Annotated in this window: 23 protein-coding genes and 1 other annotated feature; of the genes, 21 read left to right on the top strand and 2 right to left on the bottom strand. The window is 28.4% G+C overall.

Annotation, left to right across the window (positions count from 1 at the left end):
* The first annotated feature begins 100 nt into the window (after window positions 1-100).
* Window positions 101-344, top strand: a binding site (T-box leader).
* A gap of 54 nt (window positions 345-398) precedes the next feature.
* The 7 genes from asnS to BS62_RS11450 all read left to right on the top strand — a co-directional run bounded on the left by asnS (window position 399) and on the right by BS62_RS11450 (window position 8,005).
* Window positions 399-1,796, top strand: coding sequence for an asparagine--tRNA ligase (gene asnS / locus BS62_RS11480; protein ID WP_496491419.1), 1,398 nt, complete (start codon window positions 399-401; stop codon window positions 1,794-1,796).
* Between the two features lie 140 nt (window positions 1,797-1,936).
* Window positions 1,937-2,857, top strand: a complete 921-nt coding sequence (locus tag BS62_RS11475) for a hypothetical protein (RefSeq protein WP_496491418.1) — start codon at window positions 1,937-1,939, stop codon at window positions 2,855-2,857.
* A 202-nt stretch (window positions 2,858-3,059) separates the two neighbouring features.
* Window positions 3,060-4,064, top strand: coding sequence for a serine/threonine-protein kinase (locus tag BS62_RS11470; protein ID WP_496491417.1), 1,005 nt, complete (start codon window positions 3,060-3,062; stop codon window positions 4,062-4,064).
* Between the two features lie 165 nt (window positions 4,065-4,229).
* Window positions 4,230-5,342, top strand: a complete 1,113-nt coding sequence (locus BS62_RS11465; RefSeq protein ID WP_496491416.1) for a potassium channel family protein — start codon at window positions 4,230-4,232, stop codon at window positions 5,340-5,342.
* An 88-nt stretch (window positions 5,343-5,430) separates the two neighbouring features.
* Complete coding sequence (locus tag BS62_RS11460; RefSeq protein WP_496491415.1) at window positions 5,431-6,627, top strand: D-alanyl-D-alanine carboxypeptidase family protein; 1,197 nt, start codon at window positions 5,431-5,433, stop codon at window positions 6,625-6,627.
* 124 nt (window positions 6,628-6,751) lie between these two features.
* Window positions 6,752-7,432: a cytochrome c biogenesis CcdA family protein gene (locus tag BS62_RS11455; RefSeq protein WP_496491414.1), complete on the top strand. Its 681-nt coding sequence runs from the start codon at window positions 6,752-6,754 to the stop codon at window positions 7,430-7,432.
* Window positions 7,433-7,441: 9 nt separating this feature from the next.
* Complete coding sequence (locus BS62_RS11450; protein WP_496491413.1) at window positions 7,442-8,005, top strand: TlpA family protein disulfide reductase; 564 nt, start codon at window positions 7,442-7,444, stop codon at window positions 8,003-8,005.
* A gap of 29 nt (window positions 8,006-8,034) precedes the next feature.
* Here BS62_RS11450 and BS62_RS11445 read toward each other — a convergent pair whose 3' ends face one another.
* Complete coding sequence (locus BS62_RS11445) at window positions 8,035-9,195, bottom strand: MFS transporter (protein ID WP_496491412.1); 1,161 nt, start codon at window positions 9,193-9,195, stop codon at window positions 8,035-8,037.
* A 329-nt stretch (window positions 9,196-9,524) separates the two neighbouring features.
* Here BS62_RS11445 and rpsB point away from each other — a divergent pair, with 329 nt between their 5' ends.
* From rpsB to BS62_RS11380, 13 genes are all read left to right on the top strand, one after another.
* The gene (gene rpsB / locus BS62_RS11440) at window positions 9,525-10,247 is read left to right on the top strand and encodes a 30S ribosomal protein S2 (RefSeq protein ID WP_496491411.1); all 723 of its coding nucleotides are present in this window, start codon (window positions 9,525-9,527) and stop codon (window positions 10,245-10,247) included.
* A gap of 65 nt (window positions 10,248-10,312) precedes the next feature.
* A complete protein-coding gene (gene tsf / locus BS62_RS11435; RefSeq protein WP_496491410.1) occupies window positions 10,313-11,233 on the top strand; it encodes a translation elongation factor Ts in 921 nt (306 codons plus the stop codon).
* A gap of 61 nt (window positions 11,234-11,294) precedes the next feature.
* Window positions 11,295-11,999 (top strand): UMP kinase, encoded by a 705-nt coding sequence (pyrH, locus tag BS62_RS11430; RefSeq protein ID WP_496491409.1) that lies wholly within the window; start codon window positions 11,295-11,297, stop codon window positions 11,997-11,999.
* 21 nt (window positions 12,000-12,020) lie between these two features.
* Entirely contained in the window at window positions 12,021-12,578 is a 558-nt protein-coding gene (gene frr / locus BS62_RS11425; protein WP_496491408.1) for a ribosome recycling factor, read from the top strand.
* The gene (locus tag BS62_RS11420; RefSeq protein ID WP_496491407.1) at window positions 12,578-12,781 is read left to right on the top strand and encodes a hypothetical protein; all 204 of its coding nucleotides are present in this window, start codon (window positions 12,578-12,580) and stop codon (window positions 12,779-12,781) included. Before frr ends, BS62_RS11420 begins: the two co-directional genes overlap by 1 nt.
* A 34-nt stretch (window positions 12,782-12,815) precedes the next feature.
* A complete protein-coding gene (gene uppS / locus BS62_RS11415; RefSeq protein ID WP_496491406.1) occupies window positions 12,816-13,550 on the top strand; it encodes an undecaprenyl pyrophosphate synthase in 735 nt (244 codons plus the stop codon).
* Window positions 13,551-13,561: 11 nt separating this feature from the next.
* On the top strand, window positions 13,562-14,341 hold the full coding sequence (locus BS62_RS11410; RefSeq protein WP_496491405.1) for a phosphatidate cytidylyltransferase: 780 nt from the start codon (window positions 13,562-13,564) through the stop codon (window positions 14,339-14,341).
* 75 nt (window positions 14,342-14,416) lie between these two features.
* The gene (locus BS62_RS11405) at window positions 14,417-15,568 is read left to right on the top strand and encodes a 1-deoxy-D-xylulose-5-phosphate reductoisomerase (RefSeq protein WP_496491404.1); all 1,152 of its coding nucleotides are present in this window, start codon (window positions 14,417-14,419) and stop codon (window positions 15,566-15,568) included.
* Between the two features lie 12 nt (window positions 15,569-15,580).
* Window positions 15,581-16,588 carry an RIP metalloprotease RseP gene (gene rseP / locus BS62_RS11400; RefSeq protein WP_496491403.1) on the top strand — a complete coding sequence of 336 codons (1,008 nt, stop codon included), beginning with the start codon at window positions 15,581-15,583 and terminating at the stop codon, window positions 16,586-16,588.
* Window positions 16,589-16,600: 12 nt separating this feature from the next.
* Window positions 16,601-17,650 (top strand): flavodoxin-dependent (E)-4-hydroxy-3-methylbut-2-enyl-diphosphate synthase, encoded by a 1,050-nt coding sequence (gene ispG / locus BS62_RS11395; RefSeq protein ID WP_496491402.1) that lies wholly within the window; start codon window positions 16,601-16,603, stop codon window positions 17,648-17,650.
* Window positions 17,651-17,737: 87 nt separating this feature from the next.
* Window positions 17,738-18,361: a hypothetical protein gene (locus BS62_RS11390; RefSeq protein WP_496491401.1), complete on the top strand. Its 624-nt coding sequence runs from the start codon at window positions 17,738-17,740 to the stop codon at window positions 18,359-18,361.
* Between the two features lie 403 nt (window positions 18,362-18,764).
* A complete protein-coding gene (locus tag BS62_RS11385) occupies window positions 18,765-18,995 on the top strand; it encodes a glutaredoxin domain-containing protein (protein WP_496491400.1) in 231 nt (76 codons plus the stop codon).
* A gap of 101 nt (window positions 18,996-19,096) precedes the next feature.
* Window positions 19,097-19,570, top strand: a complete 474-nt coding sequence (locus BS62_RS11380) for a site-2 protease family protein (protein ID WP_496491399.1) — start codon at window positions 19,097-19,099, stop codon at window positions 19,568-19,570.
* Between the two features lie 52 nt (window positions 19,571-19,622).
* On the opposite strand, the gene BS62_RS11375 is transcribed toward BS62_RS11380, so the two are convergent.
* Window positions 19,623-20,297 carry a hypothetical protein gene (locus BS62_RS11375; RefSeq protein ID WP_496491398.1) on the bottom strand — a complete coding sequence of 225 codons (675 nt, stop codon included), beginning with the start codon at window positions 20,295-20,297 and terminating at the stop codon, window positions 19,623-19,625.
* A gap of 172 nt (window positions 20,298-20,469) precedes the next feature.
* Between BS62_RS11375 and BS62_RS11370 the strand changes: the two genes are divergently transcribed.
* Window positions 20,470-21,306, top strand: coding sequence for a DUF2971 domain-containing protein (locus tag BS62_RS11370; protein WP_496491397.1), 837 nt, complete (start codon window positions 20,470-20,472; stop codon window positions 21,304-21,306).
* The last annotated feature ends 90 nt before the right edge of the window (window positions 21,307-21,396 follow it).

Genomic DNA, 21,396 nt, shown 5'->3' with positions numbered 1-21,396 from the left:
TATAAGAAGTTAACATAAAGTTTAGAAAATACATTGACTTGGTAATTTTATACTGTTATAATTTTAATTAAATAAGAAATAATAACATAATGATAATAAATCAAAAGCATAGAAAAGAAGAGTAGATATGGAATGTAGTTTCAGAGAGCTAGGGATGGTGAAATCCTAGTACGATGTCTATATTGAAGAACATCTTGGAGCTTCTAACCGAAACCCTTTATGGAGAGTAGACTTAGACGGCATTGTCCCGTTATAGACAAAAAGCATGTATGTGCTTAATGAGTTGGTCGTGTATACGGCAATTTGGGTGGTACCGCGAGAGAATATAGCCTTTCGTCCCTTTTATAGGGATGAAGGGCTTTTTTTAATGTATAAAAACATAATGAGGAGGAATTACAATGCAAAAACAATTTTTAACAATAAGAGAATTATACAGAAATTCTCAAGATCATGTAGGACAAACTGTAAAATTAGCTGGGTGGATAAGAACTTCTAGAAGTTCTAAAAACTTTGGTTTCATAGAATTAAATGATGGAAGCTTTTTCAAAAACATTCAAATAGTATTTGATGAAAAGTTAGAAAACTTTAAGGAAGTAGAAAAGTTCCCTATAAGTTCATCTTTAATTATTGAAGGTGAAGTTGTTGAAACTCCAGAAGCTAAATCTCCTGTAGAAATACATGCTAAAAGTATAGTGGTAGAAGGGTTATCTGATAGTACATACCCTCTTCAAAAGAAAAGACATAGCTTTGAATATTTAAGAACTATAGCTCACTTAAGACCAAGAAGTAATGCATTTTCAGCTGTATTTAGAGTAAGATCATTAGCTGCGTATGCTATACATAGATTCTTCCAAGATAGAGGATTTGTATATGCTCATTCTCCGATAATAACTGGAAGTGACTGTGAAGGTGCAGGAGAAATGTTTAGAGTAACTACTCTTGATTTACATGATGTGCCTAAAACTGAAGGTGGAGCTATAGATTATAAAGATGACTTCTTTGGTAAAGAAGCTAACTTAACGGTTAGTGGTCAATTAGAAGGCGAAATAATGGCATTGGCATTTAGAAATATATATACATTTGGGCCAACATTTAGAGCAGAAAACTCTAACACTGCAAGACATGCATCTGAGTTCTGGATGATAGAACCTGAAATTGCATTTGCAGACCTAGAAGACAACATGGAATTAGCAGAAGACATGATAAAATATATAATAAACTATGTTATAGAAAATGCTCCAGAAGAAATGGCGTTCTTCAATGAGTTTATAGATAAAGGATTATTAGAAAGACTAGACAATATAGTAAGCTCAGATTTCGGTAGAGTAACTTATACTGAAGCTATAGAGTTATTAAAGAATTCAGGTAAGGAATTTGATTATGCAGTTGAGTGGGGATGTGACCTACAAACTGAACATGAAAGATATTTAGCAGAAGAAATATACAAAAGACCAGTGTTTGTTACAGACTATCCAAAGGATATAAAGTCATTCTATATGAGACTTAATGAAGATGGGAAAACTGTTAGAGCTATGGACTTACTAGTTCCAGGAGTAGGAGAAATAGTAGGTGGTAGCCAAAGAGAAGAAAGATTAGAAAACTTAGAGGTAAGAATAGAAGAAATGGGCCTTAAGAGAGAAGATTACTGGTGGTATTTAGAATTAAGAAAATATGGTACTGCTACACATTCAGGATTTGGTTTAGGTTTTGAAAGAATATTAATGTATATAACAGGTATGTCTAATATAAGAGATGTTATACCATTCCCAAGAACTCCAAAAAATGCAGAATTTTAATATAAAAACTCGTTGAATTTTCAACGAGTTTTTATATTGAAGAAAATTAAAATTACTATATTTTATATGTATAAATATAGATACTTTTATGTTAGAATTGTTAGGTATTAAGAATTACTTATTAAGGTAGGGGATATATTTTGGGATTTAATATAAAAAACAATGTAATAGACTCTTTAGTAGATACATCTAAGAAATTATTGGCAAAGAGACTAGATGCATTATCAACTAAATTTGGAGATAAAGATGTAGTAAGGGCAGAAATGTCAAAATATATTGATAGCTTAGTTAATCATGCAGGAAAGTATGGAGAGGAAATTAAAAAACAAATAATAGTATGGTTAGAAGAATCATTGAAAAAAGCGGTTTTTCCAACTAAGGATTATAAAAAAGAATATGAAAGCATTATTGAAGAATATAAAGATATAGCAGGTTGTATAAATGGTATACACTTAAAAACTAATGAACTAAAGGAAAATGGATTTAGTGTTGAACTATCAAGGTTTATATATTTATACTCAAGTATACAAAAGGTTAATATAGATCTTCCCACTGTCCAAAGGGAAGATATAGTAATAAGAACAAAAGACCTTGGCAAAATGAAAAGTGTAATAAGTAAACCCTATTTAGAAGTAGCATTAACACATGAAGAAGAATATTTTAAAATTAACAATTATAAAGTGGATGATAATACTGATGAAAAAAGTTTAAAAGAAATGTGTTCTGAACTAAAATCAGAGATTAAAACTTCAAGAAATATAAAGGAAAAGTATGATAGATATTATGAAGATATAAAGATTATCCATGAAGAATTTGAAAAATCACTGCAAGACTTAGAAGAAGCATTAAATATAGCAAAAGAAGAAAGAAATAAATCTATAAATATAAAAATAAGGAATTATCTAAGAAATATAATAGGCAAAAATCCTATTCCACTTTATTATAAAGATTTAGATTATAAAAATAAACAAATATTACATGAGAATATGAAAATAGCTAAAAAGGTTGTAGGTATATTAGAAGAACCTGGAATCGGAAATATAAAAAAGCTTTCTAAATAGGAAAGCTTTTTTAATTACAAGGATATTATAATTTATCCGTTCTGTGGATAAGTTATAATATCTAACTGCTAAACTTGAGCAACATACCTGTTTTTAAAGGTCGTTGGCGACATGAGCATAGCGAATTTTTTTATATTAAAGAAGGATTTTGAATAAAAATGTAGAATTTTGTATTTGATGAACATGGTGGAGGTAGCAGAAATTGACATACTTAGCAGATAGATACAAAATATTAGAATTAATAAGTGAAGGAAGAAGATCTAAGGTATATAAAGCAAAAGATAATGAGAAATTAAATGTAGTTGCACTTAAAATTATTAAAACTGGAATAATAGATAATGAAAGCTTTATAGCAAACTTAATAGATGAAGCAACAGTATTAAATAATAGTGAATGTCCATATATAACAAAAATATATGATGTGGGAACTTGTAATTTTGAAGATCAGCAACGTTATTATATAGCTATGGAATATATAGAAGGCGAAAGCTTAGATAAAGTTCTTCAATTAAAAGAAGTAGATATAAACTTGACACTAAGTATAATAAAACAAATAACTCATGGTATAGACATAGCACATAGATATAATATAATACATGGAGATCTACAACCTCATAATATATTAATCGATGAAAAAGGCCTTGTAAAAATAAACAATTTTGGAATTGTAACTTCAAACAGCAATGTATTTAAAAACAATATACAAAAAACTGTTGGTCAGATAGATTACCTTTCACCTGAACAAGTAAGCATTGGTCATACGGAAAAATCAAGTGATATATATTCCCTAGGAATATTGTTTTATGAGCTTGTATTTAAAAAGCGTCCTTATTACAGTGAAGATAATATGGAAAGTTTATTGGCGTTTATGAATAAGGGAATAAAATGGAGTGAGTTAGAAATAAGTGATATACCAGATGAGGTTATAAATATAATAAAAAAACTTACAAAAAGATCTAGAAAAGAAAGATATAAAGATAATCAAAAGCTAATAGTGGATATAGCCAAATGTATATATGAAGAAAATAAAGATAAAGAAGAAGTTAACCTAGAAGAAGATGTTATTAAAATTAGTTTAAGTAGAATGAAAAAGAGAAGAAAAATAAAAAAGTTACAAAGGAAAAGGCTTTATAAAATTTCAAGTATAGGATTTTTAGTATTAATATCTATTGGTTATTATGCATTATATAAATTAAATATATTTTAAAAAACACTTGGATTTTTCCCAAGTGTTTTTTTGAGCAACGGACCATTTTCTCAAGGTCGTTGGCGACATGAGCGCAGCGAATTTTTTATTGTATATTAAAATGAATTTCAAATATATTAACTGATAATACTAGATATATGAAGTTATGTGTTTGGAGGTTTATAAATGAGTTGTAAATGGACTTCGTCAATAGACGATAATATAAAATGCAATAGAAAATCATATAGTAATTCAGAATACTGTTTATTTCATAAGCCAGATAAAAATGAAGATGAAAGTTTAATAATGAACAGAGAAATAGATGATTTTTTAGAAACTGATATGGAAATAACTAAATTAGAAAATGAAAAATACGTTTTTGATTTTAGAGGATTTATATTTGAAGAAGATTTTATAATGAGTTTAGATACAAGTGAAATTAATAATGAAGACATAGTATATGATTTTTCTGAAGTTGTATTCAATCAAAAAGCCTATTTTGACAACTATAAATTTATTGGAGATGTGTATTTTGATAATACTGTATTTAATGATATTGTTTCATTTAAAGAAACTTTATTTGATGGAAATTGCATATACTATCAAACAAAATTTAGCGATATAAATTTAAAAACTATGCCTTTTCAAAAAGCTATATTTAAAGGTCAAAACTTAGTAGTAAAAGACATAAAAAATATGCCTAAATTAGATGGTATAGGGTTTTCTACATTTACTAAGTTTATACTTCAGTATGTAAAATATGATAATACTGAATACTTAAATGGAAGAAATGCATATAGAATAGCTAGAATTCAAGCTGATATACTTGGAGATCACGATAGAATAGGAATATATTATTACAAAGAAAGATATTATGGTGGAAAAATAATAAAGCCTAGTGATTTTGAGGACAAAGGAGAATATATAAGAACAAAGATATTTGATTTATCATCTAGATATACAATAGGGTATGGAGAAAAGCCGTTGAATGTATTTGTAATATCTTTTTTTATAATTAGCATATTTGCATTTTTATATATGTTTGCTGGAGTAGAGTCCACACAAAATGAAACAATAAATTTAGATATTAAAAAATTAAATGCCTATAGCATAGGTGAAATAATATCAAATTATGTAAAGTTATGGTATTTTAGCATAGTTACATTTGCAACTGTAGGATATGGTGATATAGTTCCTATAAATATATTTGGAAGGTTGTTAGTTATAATGGAAATATTTTTAGGTGTTACGATGGGTGCTTCTTGGGCTTCTGTGTTAATTAAAAAAATGTCAAGATAATATTAAGTAAATAATTACTAGAGTATATTAGTCATTAATAGGAAAAAATTATTATATAAAAAATTTAATGACATAGAAGGTGAAAATCATGAAAAAGAAGCTTAAAAGTATAATAACCTTAGTTCTTATTTTGACTCTAGTAACACCATTTTCCTCATATGCAAAAAACGAGGAAACAATAGATAAGTATAGTAAAGCATCTATACTAATAGATCAACAAACAGGCAGAGTATTACACTCAAAAAACCCAGATGAAAAAAGACCATTAGCCAGTATAAGTAAAATGATGACTTTTTTAGTAGCTATAGAATCTATAAAATCTGGTAAGGTAAAACCTGAGGATATTGTAAAAATAAATCAAAAAGCAGCTTCTGTTGGAGGTTCAAGTTATAAGCTAAAAGTAAATGAAGAAGTAAAACTCATAGATCTTATGAGAGGCCTTATGATAGTATCAGGAAATGACGCTGCAGTTGCAATAGCACAACATATAGCAGGAGATGTAGATTCATTTGTAAAACTGATGAACAAAAAGGCAAAAGAGATAGGAATGAAAAATACTTACTTTATAAATCCTCATGGGCTTCCAATTTATGATTTAAGTCAACCTACAAAGCCACCAAAAGAAAACATATCTACAGTTAGAGATATAGCTACACTTGGGAAATACATGATGGACAAACATGAAAAAGAAGTTGTAGCAATAACAGATATGAATACTTATTCAAATGCTGAAAGAGGATTTGTAAGAAACAATACAAATGGATTGCTTAGAATTTATCCTGATGTAGATGGCATAAAAACTGGATATACTGGGAATGCAGGATATTGCCTATGTTTTTCTATGAATGTCTCTGATGATAATAAAGATGGAAAAAGTTTTAGATTAATAGGTGTTACTTTAGGAGCTACTAACAAAAATGCAAGAATGTCTGCAGCTACCACTATGTTAAAGTATGGTAGATCAAATTTTGAAACATACAAACTTGAAGACAGAAATGAATTAGTTGGAAAAAGATATATAAAAGGTTTAAATGAACTAGAAGTTACATTAAAAACTAGAGATGAATTATGGACAGTAAAGGGCAAAGATGAACAAATAACTTCTGAAGTTAAAATAAATGAAATAAATTATCCAGTTAAAAAAGGTGATGTACTAGGATATGTAAAATACTACGGCAAAGACAAAGAATTACTTGGAATAACTGATATAATAAGTGATAATGCTGTAGATAAAGTTCCTATAAAAGTACGTCTGAAAATGCTAGTAAACAAATCTGACAAATAAGATTCGCTTTTAAAACTCATGGACTATCTAGTCCATGAGTTTTTTGTTATATACAGATATAATAATGGTATATATAATCATAGTATAATTTAATAATATAAATTGTTATAAGGAGATGATCATAATGGATGTTACGGTAGCTTTGGCCCTTGGAGCTGGATTTTTATCTTTTTTCTCGCCTTGTATACTTCCTATAATACCTGCCTATATTACATACATGACTGGAGTTAGTTTAGAAGAAGAATTAAGAAATAAAAAAGTGTTAGCAATTACTAGAACATTGTTATTCGTATTGGGATTTACCATTGTATTTATGATGCTGGGATTATCATTTAGCGCTATAGGAAGTATTTTTGTAAAATATAGAAACATACTTTATAAACTATCAGGTATTATAATAATGATATTTGGACTTAATATGTTAGGAGTTATTAAGTTAAATATAAGAGGTATAAACTTTAAAATTAATAAAGATCCATCTAAAATGACAGGAGCTCTTTTTATGGGAATGGCATTTGGAGCAGGATGGACTCCATGTGCAGGGGCTATACTTGGATCAATACTTGTGTATGTATCAACAACTGCTACTTTATATAAAGGAATTTATTTATTGTTTATATACTCTGTAGGTATGGGTATACCTTTTATTATAACTGCTGCTTTAATAAGTAAATTTAGCGAATTTTTATTAAAACATGAAAAAACTGTAGTGTATATTAATAAAATAGGAGCAGTTATACTTATATTATTTGGGGTACTAGTGTTTTTTAATAAGTTATCTATAATAAGTAGACTATTTGTATAGGAGGATAAAATGATTAGAAAAATTATATCGATAGTATTAATAATAATAACAATTACATTAGGGTATATATATTTAGCTAAAGACAATAAAGAAGTTAGTAATACTGAAAATACTATAAACAAAGAGCAAAAGGAAAGTAATAATGAAAAAGCAATGGATAAAGTAGAAATAGGAAAACCTGCACCAGATTTTACACTTACAAATTTAAAAGGTGAAGATGTGACATTATCAGATTTTAAAGGGAAAAAAGTGTTGTTAAACTTTTGGGCTACATGGTGTCCTTATTGCGTTAAAGAAATGCCTGATTTAAATAAGGTGTATAATGAGAATAAAGAAGATTTAGTAGTTATAGGAATAGATGTAGGCGAAGATATTAAAACAGTAAATAAGTTTTTAAAAGAAAATAATGTAGATTATCCTATAGTATTTGATATTAACGGTAGAGTTGCATTAAAATATAATGCTCATATATCACTACCTATATCTTATATTATAGATGAAGAAGGGGTTGTTAAAGGTAGCCAACTTGGAATGATGAACTATGAACAAATGAAATCCTTTATAAAGCAATAATCTAATAAAAGCCTCTTATGAGGCTTTTATTAGATTACATTCATTTTCTTAGTAATTCTAAATATAGAGAGATAGAATGTAGTTGATACTAGTAATGCAATTGGAATTAAAGCAAAAGAATTATAAATTCCTATACTATCGTTAAATATGCCAACTATATAATTAAAGCTCATATTAACTGCAGATACATAGGTAAGTATTACCCCCATAGTATAAGATGTGTTTTTATCAAATACCTTGGTTATCATAGTTATAGTAGTAGGAAATACTATTGAGAAAAACAAACCAGATATAGACATAAGTACAGTAAATTCAGACTTTAATAAATATCCACTTGAAAATAATACAGTGGCGCATATTAAAGAAACAGTCATTGATTTTTTTATACCGAATTTATTTACTACAAACCCACCTATAAGCCTTCCAAATGTAAACATAAAGAAGAATAAAGATAAATATGAAGTAGCAGTAGATATACTGTAGTTATAAGAGTTTGTAGCAAAATTTGCAAACCAATTACTAAAACCTACTTCTGAAAATACATAAAATCCTTGAGCAAGTATAAAAAGTATTACGAGTTTATTCTTAAATGCATCAAAGGGATTTAAGTTTGGCTTTTCACAGTTCACATCAGGAAACTTTAATTTTAAAGATACTACATAAGAAAGTAAAAATAATAAAAAAGCTCCCATATAAACATATTTAAAATGTATATTATTTTCGGCCATTTTACCTGAAAACTGTTGACCTAATGTAACTCCAAAACCAAAGAAAAAATGTGTTAAAGTTATAAGGATGGTTTGATAAGTTACAAATAATATAGGAGAAATAGAGTTTACTGATATAGCTTGAAGGCCAGAACCTATATTAGTTATAAATATAGCTAAAGTAAAAAGTAAAAAATTAGGTGCAAATGCTGTTAATATATAAGATACAGACATTATTAACATAGAAGATAAAAAAACCTTTCTTTGTCCAAACCTAGAACAAAGAATACCACCTACATAAGTTGATATTATATATCCTAATGTAGCTATAGCAAACATAAATCCAATAGAAGAATCTGTAACGCTAAATAAAGACTTAAATTGTTCTACGAAAACACCTCTCATACATTCAATAAAACCTATAATAGCCATATTAAAAAATATAAAAAATATTGTACTCTTATAATTAAGTTTTTGAGACATTGTCATTTCCTTTCAAATTAATGTTATTGTATAAAATCAAATAAGATTATAGCACAATAGTAATAAAGAGTTTACTTATTTTATTATAAATCTATTATCAAAAATGAATACCATTTATATATTAAGGAAATAATTATTTAGGGAGTAAAAAATGTAAATGATTTCTATAAAACAGGTAAAAATATGTTGTATTTTCAAAATCTCTGTGATATACTAGCATAGGTTAAAAAATTAAAATACACACGGCCTTGAGATCTTTAAAAAGGTGCCCAGAAGTGGTTTTTTAGGGAAATGAACAAGCCGGAGGTAAAAACCAGGAGGTTAAGCAAATGGCAGTAATATCAATGAAACAATTACTAGAAGCTGGTGTTCACTTTGGACATCAAACAAGAAGATGGAATCCTAAAATGGCTCAGTACATATTCACTGAGAGAAATGGAATATACATCATAGACTTACAAAAAACTGTTAAAAAAGTAGAAGAAGCTTACAGATTCACTAAAGAAATAGCTGAAACTGGAAAGCCAATACTATTCGTTGGAACTAAAAAACAAGCTCAAGATGCTATAAGAGAAGAAGCTGAAAGATGCGGAATGTACTACGTAAATGAAAGATGGTTAGGTGGAATGTTAACTAACCATACAACTATAAAAACAAGAATAAAGAAACTTAGAGACTTACAAAAAATGGAAGATGATGGAGTATTCAACGTTCTTCCAAAGAAAGAAGTTATAAAGTTAAGAGCTGAAAAAGAAAAGCTAGAAAAATACTTAGACGGTATAAAGGACATGCCTGAATTACCAGGAGCTTTATTCGTTGTAGATCCAAGAAAAGAAAATATAGCTATTCAAGAAGCTCATAGATTAGGTATACCAGTAATAGGTATAGTTGATACTAACTGTGATCCAGATGAATTAGATTATGCGATACCAGGTAATGATGATGCTATAAGAGCTGTTAAGCTAATAACTGGCGCTATGGCTACTGCAATAATAGAAGGTAGACAAGCAATTGCAGAAATGGCAGAAGAGCAAGAATTAGTACAAGAGTAATAGCTAATAATTATGGTAAGGGATAATTTCCCTTACCATTAATAATATAAGGGAGGTAATTATTAATGGCTAATATAACTGCTGCAATGGTAAAAGATTTAAGAGAAAAAACAGGCGCAGGTATGATGGATTGTAAAAAATCTCTACAAGATGCTGAAGGCGATATGGAAAGAGCTATAGATATATTAAGAGAAAAAGGATTATCTAAAGCTGCTAAAAAATCTGATAGAATAGCTGCTGAAGGTTTAGTTGATATAGTTATGAATGAAGACAATACTATAGCTGCTATAGTAGAAGTAAATTCAGAAACTGACTTCGTTGCTAAAAATGAAGATTTCAAAAAACTTGTTAAAGATACTGCTAACTTAGCTTTAAACACTAAGCATGAAAATATAGAAGGATTATTAACTGAAATACATATAGATGACAATGCTCCATTAGCTGATGTATTACAAAATAGAATAGCTACTATAGGAGAAAAATTAGACATAAGAAGATTTAGAAAAATGGAAACTATAAAAGGCCAAGTAGCTGGATATATACATGGCGCAGGAAAAATAGGAGTATTAGTTGAGTTAGAAACTGAAGCTTTAGGAAATGCTGATGTACTAGCTTTAGGAAAAGATATAGCTATGCAAGTTGCTGCTATGAATCCAAAATATGTATCAAGAGATGAAGTTGATCCAGAATACATAGCTCATGAAGCTGAAATATTAAAGCAACAAGCTTTAAATGAAGGAAAACCAGCTGAAATAGTTGAAAAGATGATAAAAGGTAGATTAGAAAAACAATTAAAAGAAGTTTGCTTATTAGAACAAACTTTTGTTAAAAATCCTGATGTAACAGTTAAGCAATTAATTGAAGAAACTGCTAAAAAAGTTGGATCTTCAATAAAAGTTGTATCTGTTGAAAGATTTGAAGTTGGCGAAGGTATAGAAAAGAAACAAGAAAACTTTGCAGAAGAAGTTGCTAAGCAACTTAAGTAATAACCAAAAAGAGAACACTTTGTGTTCTCTTTTTTAAAAATGTCTGATTGGAGGATTTTTCATGGATAAACCTATGTATAAAAGAGTACTGTTAAAGTTGAGTGGAGAAGCTTTGGCAGGAAATAAAGGATTCGGTATAAATAACGAAATAGTCGACGAAATAGCAGAAGGTATAAAAAAAGTACAAGAAATAGGTGTAGAAGTTGCTGTTGTAGTTGGTGGAGGAAACTTCTGGAGAGGAAGAACATCAGAAGGAATGGACAGAACTACTGCAGATTATATGGGTATGTTAGCTACAGTTATGAATGCATTGGCATTACAAGATGCTCTAGAAAATATGGATGTTTTAACTAGAGTTCAAACAGCTATAGAGATGAGACAAATAGCAGAACCATATATAAGAAGAAGAGCAGTAAGACATCTAGAAAAGGCAAGAGTAGTAATATTTGCTGCTGGAACTGGGAATCCATATTTCTCAACTGATACAGCTGCTGCACTTAGAGCTGCAGAAATGGAAGCTGAAGTTATACTACTTGCTAAAAATGTTGACGCGGTATATGACAAAGATCCTAAGGTGCATCCAGATGCCAAAAAGTTTGACGAGCTAAGCTATATAGAAGTATTACAAAAAGAATTAAAAGTTATGGATTCAACTGCTACATCTTTATGTATGGACAATAGTATACCTATAAGAGTATTTGAGTTGAGTACAAAAAATATATTAGATGCAGTTATGGGTAAAAATATAGGGACAGTTGTAAGATAAATTTTAAAAGGAGGGTAAACCATGAAATTAGAGGTACATAAGCATTTGGAAGAAAAAATGGAAAAAACTATAGGAGTTTTAAAAAGTGAATTTTCTACTCTTAGAACAGGTAGAGCAAACCCTGCAATATTAGATAAAGTAAGAATAGATTACTATGGAACTCCTACTCCAATAAATCAAGTAGGGGCAGTATCATCTCCTGACCCAAGATCAATAATGATACAACCTTGGGATATGGGTATTCTTAAAGATATAGAAAGAGCTATAGGAGAATCAGACTTAGGATTAAATCCAACAAATGATGGTAAAGTTATAAGAATAGCTATACCTGCATTAACTGAAGAAAGAAGAAAAGGTTTAGTAAAGCAAGCTGGTAAAATGGCTGAGCAAGCTAAAGTTGCTTTAAGAAATGAAAGAAGAGATGCTAACGATAAATTAAAGAAAATGCAAAAAGATGGAGAAATAACTGAAGACGATTTAAAGAAAGCACAAGATGAAGTTGATAAAACTATAAAAAAGTTTGAAAAAACAATTGAAGAAATGTTAGTTAGTAAGGAAAAGGATATAATGACTGTATAATGGAAAGTTATTATGAATTACTAGGTCTTAATATAGATGAAGTTAAGTCAACACTTGACTTAAAAAATATAAGATATGAAGTTAAAGAAACAATAGGTTTTAAAGATAAAGATAAATTGATAGTGCCTAGAGTAATCAATATAAAAGAATGTGGGGATAAGTTAGAGATTATTGTCACATATTTTTCTGACTCCTTAAATTAGGAGTCAGAAAAATATTTTATCGGAGGACCAAAGTATGAATAACATCAGTAAATATAACATAGATTTTAATAATATCCCAACTCATATAGCTATAATAATGGACGGAAATGGGAGATGGGCAAAGCAAAGGTTTTTACCAAGAACAATAGGGCATAAGGCGGGAGTTGAAGCTATAAGAGATGTAGTTAAAGAATGTTCTACATTGGGGGTTAAACATTTAACGCTATATGCATTTTCAACTGAAAACTGGAAAAGACCAAAAGTTGAAGTTGAAGCACTTATGGGTTTGTTAGTTACATATTTATCTAAAGAAGTAAGAGAACTCCACCAAAATAATGTGAGAATAAATACTATAGGAGATATATCGCAACTTCCACAAAAAGCTGTAGATGCATTAAATGAATCTATAGAATTAACAAAGGATAATAAAGGATTAACTTTAAATTTAGCACTAAATTATGGAAGTAGAAATGATATAAAAAATGCTATAATAGATATAGCAAAAAATTATAAAAATGGTAAAATAAGTATAGAAGATATAGGGGAAGAATTAATTGCAAATTATTTAAGTACAAAGTCCATACCAGATCCAGACTTAATAATAAGAACTAGTGGAGAACAAAGAATAAGTAACTTCTTATTGTGGGAGATGGCTTATTCTGAATTTTATTTCACAGATGTATATTGGCCTGATTTTTCAAAAGAAGAGTTAAGAAAGGCAATATATACATATCAAAACAGAGATAGGCGATTTGGAGGACTTAAGTAAGGAGATTATTTATGCTTGTAAGAACACTTGCCGCATTAGCTTTAGTACCATTATTATTAATTTTGATATACGGTGGAATGCCTCTTTATGTAATGGAATTTATAATAGTTATCATAGGATTAAATGAATTTTATAAAGCTTTTAAACTGAAAAATATTAAATGTATTGAAAATATAGGGTATGTTTTTACTATATATATGTTTTTTAAAAATGTATTTAAATTTCCAATAGAATATACATTATTATTTTCATTTGCCTTATTTTTAATAGGGGCAATATTTATGATGTACAATAAATTCAATATAATTGAATTTGCTATAACTTATTTTGGTATTATATACATAGCTGTGTTTTTAGACCACATAATACTTACAGTGGATAATTTTGAATTAGGAAAGATATATGTTTGGGTTATATTTATTCTAGCTTTTATGACAGACACTTGTGCTTATTTTTCAGGGTATTTCTTTGGTAAGCATAAGTTAATACCTCAAGTAAGTCCAAAGAAGACTATAGAAGGTAGTATAGGCGGAATTCTAGGAAGTACTATATCTTGTGTTATATTTGGATACTTATTTAATTTAGATTTAGTACATATGATAATAATTGGGAGCATAGGAAGTATAGTTGCACAAGTAGGGGATCTATTTGCTTCCTCAATAAAAAGATATATAGGAATAAAAGACTATGGAAAATTAATACCTGGCCATGGAGGTATATTAGATAGATTTGATAGCGTTATATTTACAGCGCCTTTTGTTTATTATGCATTAAAATTATTTATACAATAGTAGCTTCAGTTTAACTGAAGCTTTAATTATATATAATACATTTAAATGTGACAGTCATAAGAAGGGATGAAGTTTATGAAAAAAATATCAGTATTAGGATCAACTGGTTCAATAGGAACTCAAACTCTAGATGTAGTAAGAGAAAATCCTGAGAAATTTAAAGTAGTGGCATTAGGTGCTAATAACAATATAAATTTACTATTAGAACAGATAAAAGAATTTAGACCTAGAGTTGTTGCAGTTTATAATGAACAAAGGGCAATAGAATTAAAAAATATGATACCAAATGATATAAATATAGAAGTTTTATCTGGAATGGATGGGCTAAAAGTTATATCATCACTTGATGATATAGATGTATTACTTACTGCAATAGTTGGTATGATAGGTCTTATTCCAACTATGGAGGCAATAAAAAAAGGTATAACTATAGCACTTGCAAACAAAGAAACTTTGGTTACAGCAGGGCAAATAATTATGAGTGAAGCTAAGAAAAATAATGTATCAATACTTCCTGTAGATAGCGAACACTCAGCTATATTTCAATGCTTGAACGGAGAGAATACAAAACAAGTAGAAAAACTTATACTTACTGCTTCAGGGGGACCTTTTAGGGGTAAGAGAAAAAATGAGCTTTTGGATATAACAAAAAATCAAGCTCTAAAACATCCTAATTGGACTATGGGTAGAAAAATAACTATAGATTCATCTACTTTAATGAATAAAGGCCTTGAGGTAATAGAAGCAAAGTGGCTATTTGACGTTAATGTAAATGATATAGATGTTGTTGTTCATCCTCAAAGTATAATACATTCAGCGGTTCAGTTTATAGATAGTTCAATAATAGCGCAACTAGGTAATCCAGATATGAAATTACCAATTCAATATGCATTGACTTATCCAGGTAGAATACATAGTAATTTTGAAAGATTAGATTTTTCTACTTTATCATCATTAACTTTTGAAAAACCAGATTTAGATACTTTCCCTTGTTTGAAATTAGCCTATGATTCATTAAATGCTGGAGGTACTTATACTACTGTTTTAAATGCAGCAAATGAAGTATTGGTAAATGAATTTTTAGAGGATAAAATAGGATTCTATGACATACCATATTATATAGAGAAGGCTTTAGAAAAACACCCGACAATATCTAATCCAAATTTAGATGAAATACTATATATAGATAACTGGAGTAGAGAGTTTATTAAAGATTGTCTTAAATAGGAAGGTGAAAATATGACTATTATAGTAGCGTTATTAGTATTTGGTTTTATAGTTTTGGTACATGAGTTTGGACACTTTATAGTTGCCAAACATCATGGAGTTAGAGTACATGAATTTGCTATAGGTATGGGCCCTAAGTTATTTAGCATCAAAAGAGAAACAGAATACTCTATAAGATTACTTCCATTTGGAGGATTTATAAGAATGGAAGGAGAAGATGAAGAATCTAATGACCCTAAAAGCTTTAACAAAAAAAGTATAGGGCAAAGGGCAAGTATAATATTTGCTGGTCCATTTATGAATTTAATATTAGCTATTTTAGTATTTATCCCTATATTTATATATATAGGAAGTCCAAGTACTACAATAGATAAAGTTGTTGGAGGAAGTCCTGCACAGCAAGCTGGTATATTATCAGGAGACACTATAACGGAGATAAATGGAAATGAAATAAAAGATTGGAATCAAATAACAAATACAATAGATTCATCAAAAGGAAATACTTTAGACATAAAAGTTCAAAGAGATAATAAGGTACAAAATATTAAAGTTACTCCTAAAAATGAAAAAGGTGATTATCAGTTAGGCATAAGCCCTAAACTTGAAAAAAATATAGGTGGAGCATTTGTTAATTCAATAAAAACAACAGTAAATATATTAGGTCAAATGATTACACTTTTAGTGCAGTTAGTTTCAGGAAATCTTCCAAGTGGAGCTGCAGAAAGTATATCAGGTCCTGTTGGAATAATAAGTGTTGTTGGAGATGCTACAAGATCAGGCTTTATGGATGTATTATCCCTAACAGCTTTAATAAGTTTAAACTTAGCTTTAATGAACTTACTTCCAATACCAGCTTTAGATGGAGGAAGATTGTTATTTTTAGCTATAGAAGCTATAAGAGGTGGCAAAAAACTAAATCAAGAAAGAGAAGGAATGATAAACTTCTTAGGATTCGCAGCTCTTATGGCATTAATGTTATTTGTTACTTATAGAGATGTAATAAAACTTTTTAATAAATAGAAGGTGAATTTAATGTACGAGAGAAAAAAGACTAGGGTTGTTACTGTTGGAGATATAAAAATAGGTGGAGACAATCCAATAACTGTTCAATCTATGACTACAAGTGATACAAGAGATGTAGTATCTACAGTATCACAAATAAAAGGATTAGAGGAAGTAGGATGCGACTTAGTAAGAGTCGCTGTTCCTGATATGGAAGCTGCACAAAAACTTGGAGATATAAAAAAGCAAATAAATATACCACTTATATGTGATATACATTTTGATTATAGATTAGCACTTGAATCTATAAAACAAGGTGTAGATGGGGTTAGAATAAATCCTGGAAATATAGGTGATATAGATAGAGTTAAAATGGTAGTTGAAAAGTGTAGAGAAAGAAACCTAAAAATAAGAATAGGTGTAAACGGTGGATCTTTAGAAAAGGAATTACTTGAGAAATACGGTAATACACCACAGGCTATAGTTGAAAGTGCACTAAATCATGTTAAAATACTTGAAGATTTAGATTTTGGAAATACTGTTATATCATTAAAATCTTCAGATGTATTCAAAACTGTAGAAGCTTATGAATTAATATCTAAAAAAGTTGATTATCCTCTTCATGTAGGCATAACTGAATCTGGAAGTGTAAAAAGAGGAACTATAAAGTCATCTATAGGTATAGGTAATTTACTTATGAAGGGAATAGGAGACACAATAAGAGTGTCTTTAACTGGAGATCCTAGGGAAGAGATATTTGTAGGTAAAGAAATACTTAGAAGTTTGGATTTATTAAATGATAGAATAAAAATAGTATCTTGTCCTACTTGTGGAAGATGTAATATAAACTTAATAAATATTGTAAATGAAGTAGAACAAAAAATAGGCAAAATGGATAAAAACTTAACTGTAGCTATAATGGGATGTGCGGTAAATGGTCCTGGAGAAGCTAGAGAAGCAGATATAGGCATTGCAGGTGGAACAGGAGAAGGTCTTTTATTTAAAAAAGGTGAAATAGTGAAAAAAATAAAGGGCGATAAATTAGTAGAGCAATTAATGGAAGAAATAGAAAAGTTCTAGGTTAAATACCTAGAACTTTTTTTTGAAAAAATTTATATTTGAAAAAATTGGTTATAATACATATATAAAATTTTAAGGAGGTGTATTATGAAGTTAAAAATTTTAGTATTAATATTAATTACACTAATGATAGGGGCAGTTGGATGTACAGACCAACAAAAAACTAATGATCAAGCAAATATGACTAAAGCAGAGCAAAGTGTTAATTCATTTTTATCACAAGTAAAAGCTGGAGAGTATAAAGATGCATTACAATATTATGTAAAAGGAGATACAACAAAAGTAATAGAAGAATATGAAAATAATATTCCAAATGGATTTAAGCCTATATTAAAAGCCCAGACATCCAAACTAGAATATGAGATAATATCTAGTAAAGTAGAAGATAAAATTGCTACTGTAACAACAAGAATAAAGTCGCCTAGTATGGAGTCAGTATTTAATAGATCCACATTCGAAATAGGAAGTATAATATTAAATGGAAAAACAATAGATGAAAATGCAAGTAAAATAGCAAATGTAGTAATACCAAAGATAAATGATTCTAGGATTAAGAAATATGAAAATGAAGTAAATATAATATTAACTTATGATGAACAAGATAAAAATTGGTATATAAATAATGATGAACAAATGTTAAGAGAAATTGCAAACAGCGTATTTGGAAATGTTGAAGCAGTAATAAAAAAGATTCAAAATCTTTCCAGGTAAAATAAGTTCTAGAAATTAATCTAGAACTTATTCATTTAAAGCTTCTATTAATTTGTTTACAAAATGAATATCACCTAAATAAATAGACTTTCTAATTTTAGGAAATAAATTACTAAATGTTATATTTAGTAATAGTGAGGTTACCCCTAAAGCAAAAAAATTTACAATAATTATTCCAGAAAGGATTAAAAGTAAAGTATTAAAAAATAACATGTCAATCTCCTCGTATTTATTATATATCTATATATTATTTAGATTTTAATTTTATGTCAAAGGGGAAAATATGTTAATTAAACTAAAGTATTTTACTTTAAACCTGTTTTAACTATGAGAATATAGGTATATATTTAATATAAAATATATGAATGAAGATAAAATAATACAAATTATAGGTGGTATAAACATGACTAAAGTAGAGATATATACAAGTAATACTTGTAAATACTGCAATATGGCAAAGGACTTCTTTACCCAAAATAATATAGATTATATCGAGTACAATATATCAGAAAATTCTCAAGCAATGAAGAAATTGATGACAATGGGGTATATGTCCATTCCGTTAATAATTGTAGGAGATGAAATAATAACAGGTTTTGATAAAGATAAAATAGAAAAATTAATAAATAATTGAAAGCCATACTGAAAAATCCAGTGTGGCTTTTGATTTCTATCATAAATTGTAAAACTAATGCATAAATAACAATATAGGATTAAATGTCGGGGGGAACTGTATTGAATCTTATTTTATTTATTACATTTGGAATTTTAATAATACAACTTGCAACTGCTTTTCATGAACTAGGCCATGCAATTCCTGCTGTTATATTTAGCGATGACAAAGTTAAAATGGTATTAGGTAACAAAAGGCTGAACAAAAAATTGAAAATAAATAAGCTATCAATAAGTATAAGAAGTTTTGAACCTTTCACAGGTTTTGTTTGTTACAATGCTAAAAACATAAAAAAGTCACAAATTATGATGATTTGTATAGGAGGCCCCTTAACATCTTTATTAATAGGAATTATATCTTTTATTTTAAGCAACTTAATAGTATACGAAATAATAAGTAAATTACTTGTTTTTTCAGCTATTTATAATATATTTTTGTTTTTATTAACTATTATTCCTATTATTTATCCAAGTTGGGTTGGAAAGTTAGGAGGCCGCTTAAGCGATGGTTATAAGGCTATAAGAATATTTAGGTAATTAAAAGAGGATTTAGCAAAAACTAAATCCTAAGACAAACCTCTATATTTAATTATAATCCTTGAAGTAATTTTTTGAATTTTATAGTAGTTTCTAGATTGTTGTCACGAACTATTGTAGCTAAGTCACCGTAGTTATAAGTGGCAAGGGCATACTCTTTCATTTTATAAAATAACTTTTCTTCATTGTTATTATTGAATTTTATTATTTGTTTACCAATATCCCAAGCTTTTGTTTCTCGTTCTATTAAATTTCTTTTTAGTTGAATAATTATATTATCTACTTCAATAGGAAGTTGAGTTTTAGACTCAGTTTCGTTTTGTATATCTATATTGTGATGTATTATTTTTTCTGTAAGGTTTACTATTAGACTGCTGTGGTCTTTCCTATTTTGAGGAAGACCTTCGTCGAGTATATGCCCTATTTCATGAGACAATACACACCTAGCTACAAAGATCATTGTATCTTTAACCAAAGGCAATATCGTTCCTCTCATATGCATAAAGGCATAAAAGTTGTAATAAAATGATATAAATCCCCTCTTAGAGCTAACTATCAAATTAAATCTTGGAAGGGTGGCCACTGGGATATATCTATTTTTTGAATAGTATAGCATTATCTTTTTGTTTATATTAAATTCTTTCATAATTTCCTTGAAAAATTTCTTTTCGCCTAATTCTTCTAAATCTTTGAGCATCTTTCTTATTACAACTTTGTCATAGCTCATATATACACCGCCTTACTTGTTAGCTAAAATACTGTCTATATATACTATGACTTACTATATAAATTAGAAAGTTGTACTAATATCCATAATGCACAATATAATAAATATATTAAATATGGGAACAATATATTAAAAAATATAAATTATTATGTTTTAATGAAGGTGAATATATATGGATAAAAAATCTGAGGAGTTAAGTTTATATAAATATATGTCATTTCCTCAATTTATTTCTATGATAGAATTTAAACAGTTATATTTAACAAAGATATCTTTGTGGGAAGATACATATGAAGGATATGATGGAGTAAAAAGATTAGAGGTGCTATTAGATTCTATAGTAAAAAGCACTATGCAAAATCCAATAAAGCAAATAGCAAACCTAGTATTAAATTCAACTTATGCACAATCCTGGACTTATCAATCTCAAGAATCAGATGCGCTATGGAAAGAATATAGCGAAGATGGCCTTGGAGTTAGAATAAAAATGAAAAAATCTTATATAAAAAAAAGAATTAAAGAAACTTTAAAAACTAACGGATATAAAGAAGATTTACTAAGTCATTATTATATTGAATATACAAATGAGTTTGCAGAGGAAGGTAATAAATCAATTTCTAATATAAAAGATAGACAAAAATATATAGGAAAGAAAAAAAGAAAGGCTTTTGAACATGAAAAAGAATATAGGTTTTCATTTTATATACCAGTAGAACTAAATAAACATATAGAAAAATATCAAAGAGAAAATAAAGAAATAGAAAATGATGAAGCTTTAGTGTATGAAATAAAAAAGTTATATAAGTTTTTAAAAGACATACAAGGAGAAAATGATATATTTACATATGATATAGAATTAAGCACAATAGAAGAAATTTTATTAGACCCTAGAGCACCTAAGTGGCATAAGGATACTTTTATGAAGTACTGTGAAAATAGAAACTTCCATAATTTAAAGATAAATTATGGACAATCTAAGTTGCTAGAAAAACCAGATTTATTAATATAGTAAAAGACACTTAAGTGTCTTTTTTTAATTACAAGAAAATATAAAACTTGTATCCAAAAATTACAGTGTCATATGAATATGTAAAATCTA

The organism is Sporacetigenium mesophilum DSM 16796 (assembly GCF_059569055.1).
Note: the sequence above shows the minus strand (reverse complement) of the source record. Positions and strands in the feature narration are given on the sequence as shown.